We start from the raw sequence: 17,730 nt of genomic DNA on the forward strand, positions 1-17,730 counted from the left end.
CGGTCATGGACTCAGCCCTTGGCATCATAGCCGGAAGCGGCCCGCTTCCGGCACAGGTGGCGCGGGCGGCTGAAGCCGCAGGCCAGAAGGTTTTCATCATCGGTCTTGAAGGCCATGCGGAGCCTGATCGGCTTGCGCCCTTTCCCCATGCTTTTTTGCGCTTTGGCGCCGCGGTCCGCATCCTGTCTCTACTTAAGGAGCAGAATTGCGGTGACCTTGTGCTGGTGGGCCCGGTCAAGCGGCCGTCCTTTAGAGAGCTGCGTCCCGACGCCGAGGGCCTGAAACTCCTCGCGCGGATCGGCAAGGCCGCCTTCATGGGGGATGACGGTCTGCTCAAAGCCGTCATCCGTGTCTTGGGCGAAGAGGGGTTTCGTGTGCGGGGAGCACATGAGATTTTAGGCGGCCTTATCGGACGCGCAGGACTGATGACGCGCACCGCACCAGACGAGCAGGCCAAAGCCGATATTCAGCGTGGCATTGCCGTGTGCCGTGCGCTCGGTCAGGCCGATGTCGGCCAGGGCTGTGTTGTGCAGGCCGGAATCGTGCTCGCGGTGGAAGCGGTTGAAGGCACCGATGCAATGCTCAGCCGCTGCGGCGCCCTCGCCTGGCCGGGTCCCGGCGGCGTGCTGGTCAAGCTGGTCAAGCCAGGGCAGGAGCGGCGGGCCGATTTGCCGACCATTGGTGAGCAGACCGTGCGCGGCGCGCTGGCGGCAGGGCTGCGCGGGATCGCTTTTGAGGCCGGCGGCACGCTGATAGTGGACCGCGAACTGATGGTGCAGGCGGCCGATGCTGCTGGCTTGTTTGTGATCGGCATATCGCCCGAGTTTCGCAAGGGATAGCGTCGGCGCCCTATGGGCTGGCTTGGCAAGACGGCGCCAAGGTCTAGATTGGCGCAGCGCCCTGAGCCTCGGGCTGCTTCCTGATACCCAGTCATCAATGAAGGATCGTGCGCGATGAGCGACACATTTTCCTATCTCCATACCATGCTGCGGGTCGGCGACCTGGAGCGGAGTATCGGCTTCTACACCAAGCATCTTGGCATGAAGGAAATTCGCCGTTCGGACGTGCCGGACGGCAAATATACCCTGGTCTTCCTCGGTTATGGCGACGAGCGTACGCATACCGTGCTGGAACTGACCTATAATTATGGTGTCACGGAATACGAGATCGGCACGGCGTTCGGCCACCTGGCCCTTGGCGTGCCGGATATCTACGGCACCTGCGAGCAACTGCGCGCCGCCGGGGTCAAGATCAGCCGCGAGCCTGGTCCGGTGAAGTTCGGCACGACTGTGATCGCCTTCATCGAAGACCCGGACGGCTATAAAATCGAGCTGATCCAGCGTCACTGACGGCGGGTTACCCGGGCGGATGGGGAAATACCCCTGATGCCCGGCTCTCTGCGAGTCTCCTTGGCACCAGCCCTGTCTGAGCTTTGCTGAACAAAGCACGGGTCTTAAACGATATGTGGCACAGCCGCGATTCGTGAGCGGTGGGCCTAGTGCATTCGGCAAATCAGCCAATCACGAATTCTACGCAAGGCTGATTAGTGTTCCCTTTGCACCCCGCTTTGGCGTAGCATTTCCCTCGAATTTAAGCCTTCCGAAGGCTTTGTTGTGCGTGTCAAGCACAAGATATGGTTGCTCTCCCCCCGCATCGCCTACTAGATTTGGTTAACGACGCGGCCGGCCTGGCTGACGCCCCATCATCACGCTCCGCCTGACAGAGGATTTTTGCATGCGCTTCGAACGCGAACTGACGGCCGACTTAGGCGGACGCTACGGCGACATCGAGTTCGTGCGCGCGACCAGTGAAATCCGTAATCCCGATGGCTCGGTGATTTTCCGCCTGGCCGATATCGAAGTGCCGAAGGCCTGGTCGCAGGTCGCTTGCGACGTCCTGGCGCAGAAGTATTTCCGCAAGGCCGGCATCCCGGCCGCGCTTAAGCCGGTTGACGAGGCTGGCGTTCCTGTCTGGCTGCGCCGCCATGTGCCTGATCTCGAAGCACTCGCGAAACTGCCGGAAGCCGAGCGTTATGTGGGCGAAAAGCAGGCCCAGCAGGTGTTCGACCGTCTGGCCGGCACCTGGACCTATTGGGGCTGGAAGGGCGGCTATTTCGATACCGAAGACGACGCCCGCGCCTTCCGCGATGAGCTTTGCTACATGCTGGCGCGCCAGATGGCGGCACCGAATTCGCCGCAGTGGTTCAACACCGGCTTGCATTGGGCCTATGGCATCGATGGTCCGGCGCAGGGCCATTTCTATGTTGATCCGGCCAGTGGGCAGGTGGTCGAATCGAAAAGCGCCTATGAGCATCCGCAGCCGCATGCCTGCTTCATCCAGTCCGTCGCCGACGATCTGGTGAACGAAGGCGGCATTATGGACCTGTGGGTGCGCGAGGCGCGCCTGTTCAAATATGGCTCCGGCACCGGGTCCAACTTCTCCAAGCTGCGCGGCGACGGTGAGCGCCTGTCCGGCGGCGGCCGTTCCTCGGGTCTGATGAGCTTCCTCAAAATCGGTGACCGCGCGGCGGGCGCCATCAAGTCCGGCGGCACCACGCGTCGCGCGGCCAAGATGGTGACGGTCGATGTCGATCATCCCGATATCGAAGCCTTCATCGACTGGAAGGTGATCGAGGAGCAGAAGGTCGCGGCTCTCGTCTCTGGCTCCAAGATGACGAAGCGTCAGCTGGATGGCGTGGTGCGGGCCGCCCGCGAAGCAGCCCCTGACCTGGGTGACGCCGCCTTCGATGTGACGAAGAACAGCGCGCTGAAGGCAGCCGTGCGGAAGGCCAAGGATTGCGCGATCCCGGAGAATTATATCCGCCGTGCGATCGATGCCGCGAAGAACGGAGCCGATGATTTCAGCTTCCGCACCTATGATACCGATTGGGACAGCGAAGCCTATCTCACCGTTGCAGGCCAGAATTCCAACAACTCCGTCCGTCTGACGAACGACTTCCTGCAGCGCGTGCTGGATGACGGCGAATGGAACCTGATCCGCCGCATCGATGGCAAGCTGCACAAGACGCTGCGCGCCCGCGCGCTGTGGGACAAGATTGGCTATGCCGCCTGGGCCTCGGCCGATCCGGGCCTGCAATTCGATACGACGATCAACGAATGGCATACCTGCCCGGCCGGCGGACGGATCAACGCGTCCAATCCGTGCTCGGAATATATGTTCCTGGACGACACGGCCTGCAACCTGGCCTCGCTCAACCTCCTCGCCTTCCGGCGCGAGGACGGCAATCTGGATACCGCGCTCTATACGCATTGCGTTCGCATCTGGACCGTGGTGCTCGAAATTTCCGTGCTGATGGCGCAGTTCCCGTCGAAGGAAATTGCCCGCCTTTCCTATGACTACCGCACGCTCGGCCTGGGCTACGCCAATCTGGGCGGCCTGCTGATGGCCGACGGCATCCCCTATGACAGCGACGAAGGCCGGGCCATCTGCGCGGCGGTCAGCGCCGTGATGACGGGTGTCGCCTATCGCACGTCGGCCGAGATGGCTGGTGAGCTTGGGCCTTTCCCGGAGCATGAGGCCAATCGCGACAGCATGCTGCGCGTCATCCGCAACCATCGCCGTGCGGCGATGGGTTTGACCGAAGGCTACGAAGGCCTCTCCGTCTTCCCGGTGCCCTTCATGCGGGAAGACTGCCCGGACAATGGCCTGGCCGGTGCCGTCGCCGATGTCTGGCACGAGGCTTTGGCGCTGGGTGAGAAGAATGGCTACCGCAATGCGCAGGTGAGCGTCGTGGCACCGACCGGCACCATCGGTCTTGTCATGGATTGCGACACCACGGGCATCGAGCCGGACTTCGCACTGGTGAAGTTCAAGAAGCTTGCTGGTGGCGGCTACTTCAAGATCATCAACCGCATCGTGCCGGACGCCCTGCGGACGCTAGGCTATGACGCGGCGCAGACCGATCGCATCATCCGCTATGCCGTGGGTCACGCCACGCTCGTCGGCGCGCCAGCGATCACTGCCGAGAGCCTGACCGCCTTCGGCTTCGGCAAGGACGACATCGCCAAAGTCGAGTCCTCGCTGCTGAGCGCCTTCGACATCAAGTTCGTCTTCAATAAGTGGACGCTGGGTGAGGAACTGCTGACCGGCAAGCTTGGCTTCACATCGGCGCAGATCGAGGCGCCGGGCTTCGATCTTCTGACGGCACTCGGCTTTACCCGCGCGCAGATCGAAGCCGCCAATACCTATGTCTGTGGTGCGATGACGCTGGAAGGCGCGCCGGAACTCAATCCGGCGCATCTGCCGGTCTTCGACTGCGCCAATCCCTGCGGCCGTATCGGCGTGCGCTTCCTCTCTGCCGAAAGCCATATCCGCATGATGGCCGCCTCCCAGCCCTTCATCTCGGGCGCCATTTCCAAGACCATCAACATGCCGAATTCGGCTTCGGTCGAAGATTGCGAACAGGCCTATATGCTGTCCTGGCGCCTTGGTCTGAAGGCCAATGCGCTGTATCGCGACGGTTCCAAGCTCAGCCAGCCGCTGTCCTCGCAGCTCATCGAGGATGAGGACGAGGCGGAAGAGATCATCGCCGCACCGCCGACCGTTCAGGCCGTCGCCATGGCCGAGCGGATTGTGGAGCGCGTGATCCAGCGCGCCGAGCGCCGCCGTCTGCCGGATCGGCGCAAGGGCTATACGCAGAAGGCGACCGTCGGCGGCCACAAGGTCTATCTCCGCACCGGCGAATATGAAGACGGAAGCCTGGCCGAGGTCTTCATCGACATGCACAAGGAAGGTTCGGCCTTCCGCTCGCTGATGAACAACTTCGCCATCGCGATTTCCATCGGTCTGCAATACGGCGTGCCGCTGGAGGAATTCGTCGAAGCCTTCACGTTCACGCGCTTCGAGCCCGCGGGCATGGTGCAGGGGAACGAGGCCATCCGCATGGCGACCTCGATCATCGACTATATCTTCCGTGAACTGGCGATTTCCTACATTGCGCGGAACGATCTCGCCCATGTCGATCCGGCCGATCTGATGCCGGACACCATCGGCAATGGTGCGGCAGAAGGGAACCTGCCGCGTAGCGGCGATGCCACGGCCGAGCAGGCGCGCTCCATGTTGGCCGATATCCAGCGGGACGTCAGCAAGGGGTTCGTGCGCGGCACCATCGGCACCCAGCCGACGGCATCGGGCGCGACAGCGGGTATTGCCGCCTCCACCAGTCTGCGCCCGGCGATGATGGCGGAAGCCGTGTCTCCGGCCGATGATCGCGCCAGCAAAATGCGCGAAGCGAAGGTGAAGGGCTATGAGGGTGATAGCTGCCCCGAATGCGGCAACTTCACCATGGTGCGTAACGGCACCTGCCTGAAATGCGTGACCTGCGGTTCCACCAGCGGCTGCTCGTAAGCCTTATCTGCTGAGCTGAGAGTTTGAGGACAGAGGCCGGCCGATCCTGCTCAGGGGTCGCGCCGGCCGCCTGCGTTTAAGACTGAAGCGCCGGGACTGCGGCGCAGAGCGCCGGGGTTTGAGGGGTATCTGGCGGGGGTGTCTCGCCAAACCTAGTGTCACTGTCGTATCACGAAGCCGGCGGACGGGAGTGGCTGCCGAGCCTGCGGAGATCGAGCGATGGATACAATCACAAACCCCCAAGCCGGCGCTGCGGCGCCTGGCGATGCGCAAGACACCAAACAGAATTTCGGGACCGCCGGAATTAAGCCTATGGGCCGCCCGAGCTTGACCACACGGGTGGTGATGAAGCTGGTCTCCTGGGTGGAGGCGCTCAACCTCCGCTGTGCCACGCTTGGCAATCCGCCCGTTTATCAGAATGCGACCTTTCCCTGGGCGGCCGAGGTCGAGAAGGAATGGCATCTGATCCGGGCGGAGCTTGACCGGCTTCTCCTCCGCAAGGCGGATCTGCCGAGCTTTCATGATATCTCGACCGATGTCTCCACCATCAGCACCGATGCCGGATGGAAGACCTTCTTTCTGACGGGCTACGGCCTGACCTCTGAAAAGAACACCCAGATGTGCCCGGAAACCTGGCGCATCGTGCAAAAAATCCCCGGTCTGCAGACGGCGATGTTCTCGATCTTCGAGCCGGGCAAGCATCTGCCTGCTCATCGTGGGCCCTATAATGGCGTGCTGCGCTTCCACCTCGGCCTGATCGTGCCCAATCACCCCGACAAGATCGCGATCCGCGTCGATCGCCAGATCTGCAACTGGCAGGAAGGCCGCGCGCTGATCTTCGACGACGCCTTCGAGCATGAGGCCTGGAACCATTCGGACGAGACGCGGGTCGTACTCTTCGTCGATTTCAACAAGCCGCTGCGCTTCCCAGCCAATCTCATCAACGCCGCCCTGCTGCGCATCGCCATCTTCACGCCCTTCATCAAAGAAGGCGCGGATAACCACAATGAGTGGGAGAAGAAGTTCTATGCAGAGGCCGAGGCCCTGAGAAACACCGCCGCGAAGCATTGAACGCGGTTTTCGGAGAAGGATGAACCATGACAAAAAGTGCCAATTTCCGCACTGCTGACCACGAGATTGACGAGGTCTTCCTGGACCGCTGGTCGCCGCGCGCCTTTACCGAGGAAGAGATTCCCGAAGCCGATCTGTTTTCCATGTTTGAAGCGGCGCGCTGGGCGCCGTCCTCCTACAATTCCCAGCCCTGGGTGTTCATCTACGCCCGCCGCAGCTCCCCGAACTGGGACAAGCTGTTCGGTCTGCTGAATGAGTTCAACCAGTCCTGGGCGAAGCGCGCCGGCGCGCTGGTGATAATTGCCTCCAATTCCACCATGCTGCCACCGGGTGCCGAGAAGGCCGTGCCTTCGCATAGCCATTCCTTTGACGCGGGCGCCGCCTGGGGCTCCTTAGCATTGCAGGGTGCCAAGCTCGGCTGGCATGCCCATGCGATGGTCGGTTTCGATATTCCGGCCGCCTTCAGCGATCTTGGCCTACCCGCCGGCTATCGCGTGGAAGCGGCAGTCGCGATCGGTCGCCTCGGCGACAAGTCGATTTTGCCGGAGTATCTGCAGGGCCGCGAGCAGCCCAGCCCGCGCAAGCCGATCACCGACTTCGCCTACGAAGGCAATTTCCGCGCGTAATCAAAGCCTCAACCGACCGGCGAGGCCTTCGCGCCTTGCCGGTTCGCGGCGATCCGCCGCTCTCTAAGAGATCAGCGCTCAGACCGCCTGGCCGGCAGCGAAGCCGCTGGCCCAGGCCCATTGAAAATTATAGCCACCCAGCCAGCCGGTGACGTCTACCGCTTCGCCGATGAAATAGAGTCCGGGCACGGCGGTCACTTCCATCGTTTTTGAGGACAGACCGGCGGTATCGATGCCGCCGCGCGTGACCTCGGCCTTGGCGAAGCCCTCCGTGCCCGCGGGGGCCAGATGCCATCGCTGAACCCGTTCCGATAGCGCGGTCAGAACTTTGTCGCTGGTGTCTCCGATCGGTGGCGCCTGCTCATCCGGGGCCAGGGCATGGGCCAGGCGCTGCGGCAGATGCTCAGCCAGCGCCGTGCGCAGCGCGATGCGAGGCCGCAGACGCTTGGTCTCGATCAGCAGGGCACGGGCATCCCGGCCCGGCAGGAGATCGACCGTGAAGGCATCGCCAGGACGAAGGTAGCTGGACATCTGCAGGATGGCTGGGCCGGAGAGGCCGCGATGGGTAAACAGCATGCCCTCGCGGAAGACGGTTTTGCCGAGGCTGGCGATAATTTCCGTGGCTGTGCCTGAGAGGCCGCGCATGAGCGCGAGTTCCGGCTCCTCGAAGCAAAGCGGCACCAAAGCGGGTTCGGGACGCACGACGGCCACGCCAAATTGGGCGGCAATCTGATAGGCGAAGCCGGTTGCGCCGAGTTTCGGGATCGACAGCCCACCGGTCGCGATGACGAGGGCAGGGGCAGAGACTTTGCCGGCTGCAGTTCCCAGCTGAAACAGCCCGTCATCATGCCGGATCGTCTGCACCTCCGTATTCAGGCGGAGTGTCACGCTGGCCTGCTGGCATTCCGCCAGTAGCAGCTCCACGATCTGCCTGGCCGATCCGTCACAGAACAATTGGCCGAGCGTCTTCTCATGCCAGGCGATGCCGTGACGGTCGACGAGCGCGATGAAATCCGCGGGCTTGTAGCGGCTGAGAGCAGATTTGGCGAAATGCGGGTTGGCGGACAGGAAGCGGTTTGCGGGTGTTTCGCGGTTCGTGAAATTGCATCGGCCGCCCCCAGAGATCAGGATTTTAGCGCCCGGTACCTCGCCATGGTCCAGCAGCAGCACATGGCGGCCACGCTGGCCGGCCGTCATCGCCGCCATCAGCCCGGCAGCGCCGGCGCCGATGACGATGGTGTCGTATCGCTCGTTGCGGGTCATCCTTCGAGCAGATGCCCGAACGCACGGAAGGGGCGTAGCCGGTCGCAGATGATCTTCAGGATGGCAAGCATTGGCACCGCAAGAATGGCGCCGGCAACGCCCCACATCCAATACCAGAAGATGAGGGAGAGCATGACGGCGACGGGATTGATGGTGAAACGGCTGGCGAGCAGCATAGGCGTGATGATTTCGCCTTCCGCGACATGGATGCCGAAATACAGGCACGCCGGCAGGATCGCAATCCATGCGAAGCCTGCGGTCACGATGCCGACGGCCAGGAAGATCAGAATACCGACAAACGGACCGAGGATCGGCACAAAGTTGAGGCAGAAGGCGACCACACCCCACAGCACCGGTCCCGGCACGCCGCAAATCCACATGACAAGGCCGGTCGCGCAGCCGACGACGGCGTTGATAATGGTGATCGTCAGCAGGTAGGCCGACAGGTCACGTTCCATGTGCATGGATATCTCAACGGCTTCGCGTTTGTCGTCGAAGCGCGGCAGAACTTCCACCAGCCGCCGCAAAAATGTTTCTCCGAAAACGAGAAGATAGAACAAAACCAGGAGCGTTTCGAGCAGGTTGGAGGCGATCGTTCCTGTGCCGCTGAAGACTGCGGTGACCATCCCGACCGGATGGGACAGGAAGGAATCCGCACTGCCGAAATGCACGCCCATGCCGGACAGGATATTATGCAGTCGCGTCACGGTCGGCTGCACGACGGCGAAACGTTCCTGCAGCATGGGCCAAGCCTGCGGCAGCTGCGCCGCCCAGCGGGAAGCGGGGCTCGAAAGAAGCGCGCCGAGCCCCACGAAGACACCCAGCAGCAGCACGATGCAGACCAGCGCACCGACAGCTTTGGGAATGCGAATGCGCTCCAGCAGCTTCACCAGCGGCTGGAACAGAAGCTTCAGCACCAAGGCAAGGACCACAGGTAGTACGATGTCACGCGCCACATAAAGGCAGGCGAGCACGGCGATCATCGTCAGGATGCCGAGAAAGACCGTGTTCCAATTGCGCGGCAACGGCATCTCGCGCGTCTTCGGATCATGCAGATGCGGATCACTGACGGCGATGCCCAGCGCGCGGCCGAGTTCACCGCGCAATTTCCGCGCGGGCAGCTCTGGCGTACCGGCCGCAGGCTTCACGGCATCCAATGGCGACGTATCGGGCATTCAGGTTATCCGGCTGTCGGGAGGCAGATTTCGGCGCCAGATCAATCAGCCAAGCCAGGGCGGCGTCGGCAGGCCACGGCTCTTGAGAAAGGTGGGGTTGAAGAGTTTCGATTGATAGCGGCTGCCGCCATCACACAGGATCGTGACAATGGTATGCCCGGGGCCGAGGTCGCGCGCAACGCGGATGGCGGCGGCGACATTGATGCCGGCTGAGCCGCCGATCGAAAGCCCTTCATACTGCAGAAGATCGAAGACCTGTTCCAGCGCCTCAGCGTCGGAGATGCGCACGGCATCGTCGATGGCGGCGCCTTCGAGATTGCCGGGCACGCGCGATTGTCCGATGCCTTCCGTCACCGAACTCCCAGAAATCGACAGGTCGTTCGATTTCACCCAGCCGTACAGGCCGCTGCCATCAGGGTCTGCCAGGACGATGCGAATACCGGGGTGTTGCGCCTTCAGTGCGTCGGCGACGCCGGCCAGCGTGCCGCCGGTGCCACAGGCGCAGGTGAAGGCGTCGATCCGGCCGCCCGTTTGCGCCCATATTTCAGGGCCGGTGGTGGCCGCATGGCCGGCGCGGTTGGCGAGATTGTCGAACTGGTTGGCGTAGACTGCGCCCAGTTCTTCCGCGAGGCGGCGGGCGACGTGCACGTAGTTGCCAGGATCGCGAAAAGGTGCGGCGGGGACCAGACGCAGGTCGGCTCCGATCATGCGCAGGAAATCGATCTTCTCCTGGCTTTGAGTCTCCGGCATGACCACGATGGACCGATAACCGCGCGCATTGGCGACCAGGGTGATGCCGATGCCGGTATTGCCGGCGGTGCCTTCCACGATGGCGCCACCGGGCTGCAGCAGGCCGCTGTCTTCGGCATCGGTGATGATGGCAAGCCCGGCGCGATCCTTCACCGAGCCGCCTGGATTCATGAACTCCGCTTTACCTAATATAGTGCAGCCTGTGGCGTCCGACGCGCGGCGCAGCCGAATCAGCGGCGTATGGCCGATAGCGCCAATAAGCCCGTCTGCAATCGCTGCCGTCATTCGCTGACCTCCGACCCTTGCCAACAGCCGCCCCACGCGGCCTTCTGATGGCAGTTTAACCGATTGAGGACACAGATGATCGAAGATGTTGAGCCCGGCAAGGCATGGGAGGCGCTCAAGGCCAGCCCGGAGGCGCAGCTCTGTGACGTACGCACGGACGCGGAGTGGAATTTCGTCGGCATCCCGGATCTGCACGACATCGGTCGAGAGACCGTGCTGATCCCCTGGCAGCTCTATCCGACGATGCAGCGCAATGGCGGCTTCGTTGAGCACCTCCGCGAAGCGGGGCTGACGCCGGAGACGCCGATCTACTTCATCTGCCGCAGCGGCGCCCGCAGCCTGGCCGCGGCTGAAGCAGCGGCCGCAGCAGGCTTCGCAAAGGTCTATAATGTGGCCGATGGTTTTGAAGGCCCGCTCGATCCAGAGGGTCATCGCGGACAGGTGGGCGGCTGGAAGGCCGAGGGGCTGCCCTGGCGCCAGCGCTAGCACCGTGTGACGGGAGACACAGAATGACCAAGCCTGATCTTGTCGCTTTATGGGAAGAGCATTGCCGTCACGAATTTGCGACGCGCGATGTCGATGCCACCATGGCGACGATGGTAAGCGAGCCTTACGTCAATCATATCCCGACCATGACCGGCGGTGTCGGCCATGACCAGCTGAAGCGGTTCTATAAATATCACTTCATCAGTGGCAATCCGCCCGACTTTCGCCTGACCTCGATCAGCCGCACCATCGGCGAGGATCGCATCGTTGACGAATTCATCATGCATTTCACCCATACGACGGAGATCGACTGGCTGTTGCCGGGCGTGCCGCCGACGGGACGGCAGGTTGATATTCCGGCGGTCGCCATCGTCCAGTTCCAGGGCGACAAGCTGGTGCATGAGCATATCTACTGGGATCAGGCCAGCGTGCTTGTGCAGACGGGACTGCTTGACCCGGCAGGATTGCCGGTAGCCGGTGCCGAGACGGCGCTTAAGGTTGCCGACAAGACGCTGCCCAGCAATGCGCTGATGGCGCGCTGGGCCAGCAGCCAGGACCAGCCGATCTGAGTGCCTGAGACGCGCCGCCATGCCGACGCCGCGTCTGGTCTACTGGTTGTAGGCGACGCGAATCACGACCAGCCACGGATAGCGTGTATCGAGCACGGTGCCGTCGGGCTGTGTCAGCAGACCCTGATCGGTCACGGGGACATGCGTCAGCGCGACCGCATCTTCGACATTGCCCCCGATGACACTGATCTGGCCGGGCGCTTTCGCGACGACGATGCCGCAATGGCCGGTGAAGCGACCGGCGGGCAATTGCGCATAGGTTAGGGCGGCCGCGCCGTTGCGCCCGAAGCAGATGAGATCGCCTACCACTGCGGCATAGCCGTTCGGTGGCTCAGCCTGGATCGCATATTGACCGACATGGCTCTGTGTCTCTGCGACCGCGGCGTTGATATAGACGCTGTGCGATTCCGCGTAGGGAAAGGCCGGACCGGCGCCGGCCATGCGCATGACGAAGGAAATGAAGGCGGCAGACCAGGCGAAGCTGCCATCGACATCGGGTGAGAAGATGATGCCGGAGGCGTCATGCTTCCCCGTCCAATTCGCGGTCGGATTGCTTTCATTCAAGCCGAGCCACCAATAGAGCCCGACGCGCTGCCAGAAGCCGGGCTGGCGTTCGGCCTTCGTGTCGGGATCGACCGGACCTTCATCCTTCGGATCGCCATCGTAGACGACCTGGCCCCAGGCCCGCCATTCGGCATAGGCGATGGCGATGGCCGAGGCGCGGTCGAAATTGCCGAAGCAATCGCGGATGAAAGGCGGCTCCTGCCCATCATCCGCCTGGGCGGTGCAGGACGAGAGGGACGGGGGAGAGACCCAGCCGCCCTGCATCGAGGTGTTTGTCCGGCTATGCGCGCACGCCGTCAGAGCGACGGCGCTGAGGATCAGACCAAAAGCCGCTTTCTTCATGCCTGCACGCAAGCCTCACGCATATTCGGGGAAGAGCGACAGCAGCCCTTCGGGACTTGCCGCACAGCGCCCGCGTTCGGTGATCATGCCGGTAACAAGCCGGGCAGGCGTCACGTCGAAGGCCGGGTTGGCGGCCCCGCTGCCTGTGGGCGTTACCTGGATGGTGGCCAGGCTGCCATCAGCGGTTTGACCCGTCATCAATGTCACCTCGGTCGCCGAGCGCTCTTCGATCGGGATCTCCGCCACGCCATCGCTGATCGTCCAGTCGATGGTGGTGGAGGGCAACGCCACCCAGAAGGGGACCGCATTGTCATGTGCCGCCAGGGCCTTCAGATAGGTGCCGATCTTGTTGGCGACGTCGCCGCGCCGGGTCACGCGGTCGGTGCCGACGATCACGAGATCGACGTCGCCGTGCTGCATGAGATGGCCGCCGGCATTGTCCGCGATGACGGTATGCGGCACGCCGTGGCTGCCAAGTTCCCAAGCCGTCAGCGACGCACCCTGGTTACGCGGGCGGGTTTCATCGACCCATACATGCACATCGATGCCCTCGTTATGCGCCATGTAGATGGGGGCAAGGGCCGTGCCCCAGTCCACGGTCGCGATCCAGCCCGCATTGCAATGCGTGAGAACATTGACCCGCTTGCCCGGCTGCTGGGCTGCGCGGATGAGTTCGAGCCCGTAGCGGCCGATGGCCTCGTTCTGAGCCACATCTTCATCGGCAATTGCCGCCGCTTCCCTGTAGGCGACGGCGACACGCTCGTCGACGCGGGTATTGCGGAGCCGTTCCAGCATCCGGTCGATGGCCCATTTCAAATTGACTGCTGTCGGCCGCGTGGCAGCCAGCATGGCCGCGTCCCGCTCCATGGCATCGGAGGATGCATCGACCCTGAGCGCGAGGCAGAGGCCATAAGCGGCAGAAGCACCGATCAGCGGCGCTCCGCGTACGCGCATGGTGCGGATGGCCTCCGCCATCTCATCGACCGTTGCGATGCGCAGGATGGTGAGCGACCAGGGAAGTTTCGTCTGGTCGATGATGCGAACGGCCCAGCCGTCGTCGTCCAGCCAGATGCTGCGATAGGAAATGCCGTCGATCTTCATGAGGTATGACTTTGCGCTGATGAACCGGTGACGCGGTGATGCAACACTGTGATGAGCGTGAACAGACGCCGTGCGGTGTCATGGTCAATCTCGACCTTGCTCGCAAGGCGGGCCATGACCAGTGCTGCGCCTTCGTTATGCAATCCGCGCCGTCCCATATCGATTGCCTGAATGCGTCCCTCCCGCCCTTCCTGCATGGCGGTCGCGTAGCTGTCGAGCAGAAGTTCATAATCCTTGATAAGGCGCCGGAAAGGACCAAGTGCAAGGCCGAGGAGCGTGACAGGATTTTGGGACTGATCGCGTATGTCGAAAAGTAGCCGGCCCTCGCGCAGAGACAAATTCAGAATGAAGGGCCCTGGCCCGGCATGCCGCGGGGCAAAGTAATTGCCCATTTCCAGATCTGCGATGGCCTGTGCCCGGTCTGCGTCCATCATCGGCGGCAGATGGCTTGGAGCGCCGTCATTCAGAACAATGCGACAAAGACGGGGAGACACGTTCGAGGGCGCGGCCATGCTCACGCCTCACACAATCTTTGCAGCCAAGCCCTTTGCGGGCTGCCGCATTGTCGGAGAGGCGTGCTGATTTTCACCACGCTCAAACCATCCCTCATGCGTTGCCGCATGCAAAGCCTGGGTGTTGTCGAAGACCGGATCGGCCATGGTGTGGATACTGCTGCGCAAGTGGTTCAGGCTGCAAAGCTGCGGCAAAGAGCGGGCCGCCGTGCCAGACCCTATAGCATTTTATTTCAAGCATCGCTGCGCTTTGTCGACGACAGCGCATGAGGCCGAGCGCGTGCGTCACGCATCTCAGACGAATCGGCTTTGGCGTGGCTGACCGATCGGTCGCGTTTCGGTGGCGCCCGCAAAGACCCGCATGGACAGCGAATGGCAGACCTGCTGCCCTGCGGTGGGCCCAAGCGGGCCGCCGGGTGACGGAGGTGCCGTCGCGATCGCCGATTTCTGAGAAGATTGTTGACTATATCTATGACGAATTCTGTGGCGGGTTGGATGGTTGATCCGTCTTGGTTAAGGTTCCGCTCATATCAGCCACTGCCGTTACGAAATAAATTGTAAAATCCCAGCTAGTTTGATTGCGTTTTTCTTGACAGTTTGATTCAAGACTTGAGATAGCGAAAAAGCCGTACTGAATCGCGAGTCGCAAATGGGGCGTGCTGGTCGGCAGGTTGAAGGGGGCTAAGCTATCGGGTGGTAACGCATCGGCTGGATGCACATGTCACGCAGAGCGTTTTGTCAGTCATATCCGGGACCGCCGTGTTCAGAACTGACATCCCCGCCGAGGCGAGACGTGGGAAGAATGCTCAATCCTAACGCCACAGCAATGCGTGCCATTTGCGAAGAAAAAGTGAGGGCAGGGTGTTCCCCGCCTGAAATCGAACGCAACACAAGACAAAGGAGATATACATTGAGTAACGACAATCAGGGTGAAACCGGTTCTGCGCCGCGCAGCCAGGCTCTCGCCGTTCGTGCGCCGGCGCGCCGTGCGCCTGCCAAGCGTGCCGTTGCCGCCAAGGCGACGACCGCCCGCAAGACGGCAACTCCCAAGGCGGCTGCTGCCAAGTCGGCGAAGGCCGTAAAGGCTCCGGCCCGCGCGACGAAGGTTGCAGCCAAGGCGACGAAAACCGTGAAGGCGCCGGTTCGCGCCACTAAGGCGGCTGCCAAGACGACGAAGACCGTGAAGGCGCCCGTCCGCGCCACCAAGGTCGCTGCCAAGACGACGAAGACCGCGAAGGCGCCTGTCCGCGCCACCAAGGTCGCTGCCAAGACGACGAAGACCGCGAAGGCGCCTGTCCGCGCCACGAAGGTCGCTGCCAAGACGACGAAGACCGCGAAGGCGCCTGTCCGCGCCACCAAGGTCGCCGCCAAGACGACGAAGACCGCGAAGGCGCCCGTCCGCGCCACGAAGTCCGCGGCCAAGACCGTGAAGCGTATCCCGGCTGCGAAGGCAACGCCGGCCCGCAAGACGGCGAGCACCGCGCGCAAGACGCCCGTTGCGACCCGTAAGCCCGCCGCGACCCGCAAGCCGGCAGCAACGACGCGCAAGGCCGCGGCCGCCACGCGCACACCGGTTGCCGCTCGCAAGACCGCGACCAGCGCGCGCACCGCCGCTGTGCGCAAGCCGGCGACTACCCGCAAGGTGAAGACTCCGGTTGCAAAGGCTACGCGTGGCCGTCGCCCGGCAGTGGTGACGCCGGCCGTCGAAAAGCCGGTCCTGCCGCCGGTTGCCGAGAAGAAGATCCGCCGCCCGCGTAAGGCGAAGGAAGTCGTGCCTGCGGCGGTCGAAACCCCGGTGACGGACTCCGTCGAGACCCCGGTTTCGGAAACCGATAGCGAGTAATCGGCTTTTCCGAAGCACCCTATTGGCCGGCCGATTTCGTTATCGGCCGGCCAATTTTGTTTTGGGACTTTTCATTTGTGCAATCACCTCGCCACCGCGCGGTGCTCGGGGGGCATGTGCTCTAGCCTTAAGGGCTGGGATCAATGATCCAGGAGCGACGCGAAGTGCTTTGCCTGGGCGGTCCAGCTGGGCAGGGCGCGGCCCGCCTCCCATGCCGCATCACTTAAGACACGACGGGCGGCCGGGTCGAAAATCAGCCGGCGCAGGCCTTTCGATAGCTGGATGGCATCGCCAGGCTCCACGATGACGCTGGCGCCTTCGGGGATGATCGCGGGTGCTGCCGCACCCCGCGTCACCGCAAGCGGCAGACCTCGGCGCACCGCTTCCGCCACCGCCATGCCATAGCCTTCGTAGCTGCTGCCGGAGACAAAGATATCGGCGCTCTGCCACAGCGCCTCGAATGGTAAGGGCGCGCATGGGCCAGTAAAGGTGACGCGCCCGGCGAGGCCAGGTGCGGCTGCCTGCGCATGGAGTGCGGCGCTATGCGCGGGGTCGATGGTCTGATCGCCGCAGATGGTGAGGTGCCAATCCAGGTCCTGTAGCGGCTGCAGGGCCCGCAGCACGGTCTCAAAGCCCTTGCGGGGAATGAGGCTGGCAATGGCCAGAAGATGGCAGCCAGGGCCTTCTGAGCCCGTGCTGCGCGGCGCGTCGGGCAGGCCCGGCGTGATGATGGTCACACGCGCCGCGTCGAGGCCCGGCAGGGTCGCAATCTGGGCTGCGACAGTGTCACTTGGCACGGCGATCCGGGCGAGCAATGGCAGCAGCCGGGCCTCGGCCGCAGCGTAAAATTCGCGCTGCCCGATATTGAGATGCGGCTCGAAGGACATCGGGTGATGGATCATGCCGATGGCATCCGCCGCCTGCAGTTCCGCTGCCAGATCAGCAAAGGCGTACAGGCAGAAACCGTCGATGACGATGCGATCGCCGGAGACACGCGCGGCTGCCAGGCTGGATGCCGCGCTCTGGCGCGCTTGATCGTCGGGCCAGGGGTGGTGACCGCCGATCGGCACGAAGGAGACATCACGGCCGCTGGCGGCAAGCTCTGCGCCAAGTTTGGTGTCGAAGACGATCGCGCCGGTCGTCGGCGGATAATTGCCTGGCACAAACCAAGTGACAGCCATCGGCAGGTTCAGACCTTGAGATGATCGGGAATGGCAAAACCAAGCCTGTCCGGGATGGACCAGACTTCCTTGATGGCGCGGGTACGACGGAAGCCTGTGCGCTCATAGGCGGGAAGCGCGCGCGGGTGGTCCGCCGTGCAAGTATTGACCGTCATGCCGCGGATAGGACCGGACCAGGCATTGTCGATCGCGTGGCGCAGAAAGGCGTGGCCCAGGCCACGGCCGATCGCATGCGGCATAAGGCCAAAGTAATTGAGGTTGATGAAGGGCCAATGGCCGGCATCGAGCTCGTAAAAGCCAGCCGGCTCGTCATCGAGATAGAGCATATAGATGGCAAGCTGCGGGTTGCGCAGGATGGCCGCCAATTCGGCGTCGGGCATCACCCGGCGCAGCCACCAGAGATAGGGATGGCCGACTTTCGTCTGCAGCTCGCGATAGGCGTCATTGTTGGGCGCTCGCCACTGCCGGACGACAGCATTGCCCGGCAATTTGGGTGCGGGCTCGGTTGGGCGTTCGAGCATTTTAAGGAAGGTTACCGTGACGCTCACCCGCGTCACGGCATCATGCTCCCGAGACCCGTTACCCCGCGCCTTGC

General features: G+C 62.9%; 17 protein-coding genes. 9 read left to right on the forward strand and 8 right to left on the reverse strand.

Translation table 11 applies throughout. The annotated features are described in order from the left end of the window. Positions 1–5: 5 nt before the first annotated feature. The 5 genes from AC3G7M_RS07435 to AC3G7M_RS07455 all read left to right on the forward strand — a co-directional run bounded on the left by AC3G7M_RS07435 (position 6) and on the right by AC3G7M_RS07455 (position 7,064). Complete coding sequence (locus tag AC3G7M_RS07435) at positions 6–839, forward strand: LpxI family protein (protein WP_489215250.1); 834 nt, start codon at positions 6–8, stop codon at positions 837–839. Between the two features lie 114 nt (positions 840–953). Next, positions 954–1,349, forward strand: coding sequence for a lactoylglutathione lyase (gene gloA, locus AC3G7M_RS07440; protein WP_489215252.1), 396 nt, complete (start codon positions 954–956; stop codon positions 1,347–1,349). 385 nt (positions 1,350–1,734) lie between these two features. Continuing rightward, the gene (locus AC3G7M_RS07445) at positions 1,735–5,367 is read left to right on the forward strand and encodes a vitamin B12-dependent ribonucleotide reductase (RefSeq protein ID WP_489215254.1); all 3,633 of its coding nucleotides are present in this window, start codon (positions 1,735–1,737) and stop codon (positions 5,365–5,367) included. Between the two features lie 312 nt (positions 5,368–5,679). Then, on the forward strand, positions 5,680–6,438 hold the full coding sequence (olsC, locus tag AC3G7M_RS07450; protein ID WP_489215256.1) for an ornithine lipid ester-linked acyl 2-hydroxylase OlsC: 759 nt from the start codon (positions 5,680–5,682) through the stop codon (positions 6,436–6,438). A 26-nt stretch (positions 6,439–6,464) separates the two neighbouring features. Then, entirely contained in the window at positions 6,465–7,064 is a 600-nt protein-coding gene (locus tag AC3G7M_RS07455) for a nitroreductase family protein (RefSeq protein WP_489215258.1), read from the forward strand. A 78-nt stretch (positions 7,065–7,142) separates the two neighbouring features. Here AC3G7M_RS07455 and AC3G7M_RS07460 read toward each other — a convergent pair whose 3' ends face one another. The 3 genes from AC3G7M_RS07460 to AC3G7M_RS07470 are packed head-to-tail and all read right to left on the reverse strand — an operon-like array spanning position 7,143 to position 10,537. After that, positions 7,143–8,327, reverse strand: a complete 1,185-nt coding sequence (locus AC3G7M_RS07460; RefSeq protein WP_489215260.1) for a BaiN/RdsA family NAD(P)/FAD-dependent oxidoreductase — start codon at positions 8,325–8,327, stop codon at positions 7,143–7,145. Then, on the reverse strand, positions 8,324–9,502 hold the full coding sequence (locus AC3G7M_RS07465; protein ID WP_489215262.1) for an AI-2E family transporter: 1,179 nt from the start codon (positions 9,500–9,502) through the stop codon (positions 8,324–8,326). The genes AC3G7M_RS07460 and AC3G7M_RS07465 overlap by 4 nt, the downstream gene beginning before the upstream one ends. A 45-nt stretch (positions 9,503–9,547) precedes the next feature. After that, positions 9,548–10,537: a cysteine synthase A gene (locus AC3G7M_RS07470; protein WP_489215264.1), complete on the reverse strand. Its 990-nt coding sequence runs from the start codon at positions 10,535–10,537 to the stop codon at positions 9,548–9,550. Positions 10,538–10,612: 75 nt separating this feature from the next. Here AC3G7M_RS07470 and AC3G7M_RS07475 point away from each other — a divergent pair, with 75 nt between their 5' ends. After that, positions 10,613–11,023 (forward strand): rhodanese-like domain-containing protein, encoded by a 411-nt coding sequence (locus AC3G7M_RS07475; protein WP_489215266.1) that lies wholly within the window; start codon positions 10,613–10,615, stop codon positions 11,021–11,023. Between the two features lie 23 nt (positions 11,024–11,046). Beyond that, positions 11,047–11,592: an ester cyclase gene (locus AC3G7M_RS07480; protein WP_489215268.1), complete on the forward strand. Its 546-nt coding sequence runs from the start codon at positions 11,047–11,049 to the stop codon at positions 11,590–11,592. A 39-nt stretch (positions 11,593–11,631) separates the two neighbouring features. Here AC3G7M_RS07480 and AC3G7M_RS07485 read toward each other — a convergent pair whose 3' ends face one another. The 3 genes from AC3G7M_RS07485 to AC3G7M_RS07495 are packed head-to-tail and all read right to left on the reverse strand — an operon-like array spanning position 11,632 to position 14,111. Further along, a complete protein-coding gene (locus AC3G7M_RS07485) occupies positions 11,632–12,498 on the reverse strand; it encodes a DUF2272 domain-containing protein (protein ID WP_489215270.1) in 867 nt (288 codons plus the stop codon). A gap of 15 nt (positions 12,499–12,513) precedes the next feature. Beyond that, positions 12,514–13,599: an S-methyl-5-thioribose-1-phosphate isomerase gene (gene mtnA, locus AC3G7M_RS07490; RefSeq protein WP_489215271.1), complete on the reverse strand. Its 1,086-nt coding sequence runs from the start codon at positions 13,597–13,599 to the stop codon at positions 12,514–12,516. Continuing rightward, positions 13,596–14,111, reverse strand: coding sequence for a UPF0262 family protein (locus AC3G7M_RS07495; RefSeq protein ID WP_489215273.1), 516 nt, complete (start codon positions 14,109–14,111; stop codon positions 13,596–13,598). Before AC3G7M_RS07495 ends, mtnA begins: the two co-directional genes overlap by 4 nt. Before the next feature lie 63 nt (positions 14,112–14,174). Here AC3G7M_RS07495 and AC3G7M_RS07500 point away from each other — a divergent pair, with 63 nt between their 5' ends. Beyond that, positions 14,175–14,381 carry a hypothetical protein gene (locus AC3G7M_RS07500; protein ID WP_489215274.1) on the forward strand — a complete coding sequence of 69 codons (207 nt, stop codon included), beginning with the start codon at positions 14,175–14,177 and terminating at the stop codon, positions 14,379–14,381. A gap of 640 nt (positions 14,382–15,021) precedes the next feature. Then, complete coding sequence (locus AC3G7M_RS07505) at positions 15,022–15,954, forward strand: hypothetical protein (RefSeq protein WP_489215276.1); 933 nt, start codon at positions 15,022–15,024, stop codon at positions 15,952–15,954. Positions 15,955–16,094: 140 nt separating this feature from the next. On the opposite strand, the gene AC3G7M_RS07510 is transcribed toward AC3G7M_RS07505, so the two are convergent. Together AC3G7M_RS07510 and AC3G7M_RS07515 are read right to left on the reverse strand one after the other, a co-directional pair. Further along, complete coding sequence (locus AC3G7M_RS07510; RefSeq protein WP_489215277.1) at positions 16,095–17,135, reverse strand: glycosyltransferase family 4 protein; 1,041 nt, start codon at positions 17,133–17,135, stop codon at positions 16,095–16,097. Positions 17,136–17,143: 8 nt separating this feature from the next. Then, the gene (locus tag AC3G7M_RS07515) at positions 17,144–17,692 is read right to left on the reverse strand and encodes a GNAT family N-acetyltransferase (protein ID WP_489215279.1); all 549 of its coding nucleotides are present in this window, start codon (positions 17,690–17,692) and stop codon (positions 17,144–17,146) included. Between the last annotated feature and the right edge of the window lie 38 nt (positions 17,693–17,730).

Source organism: Acidisoma sibiricum (genome assembly GCF_057837225.1).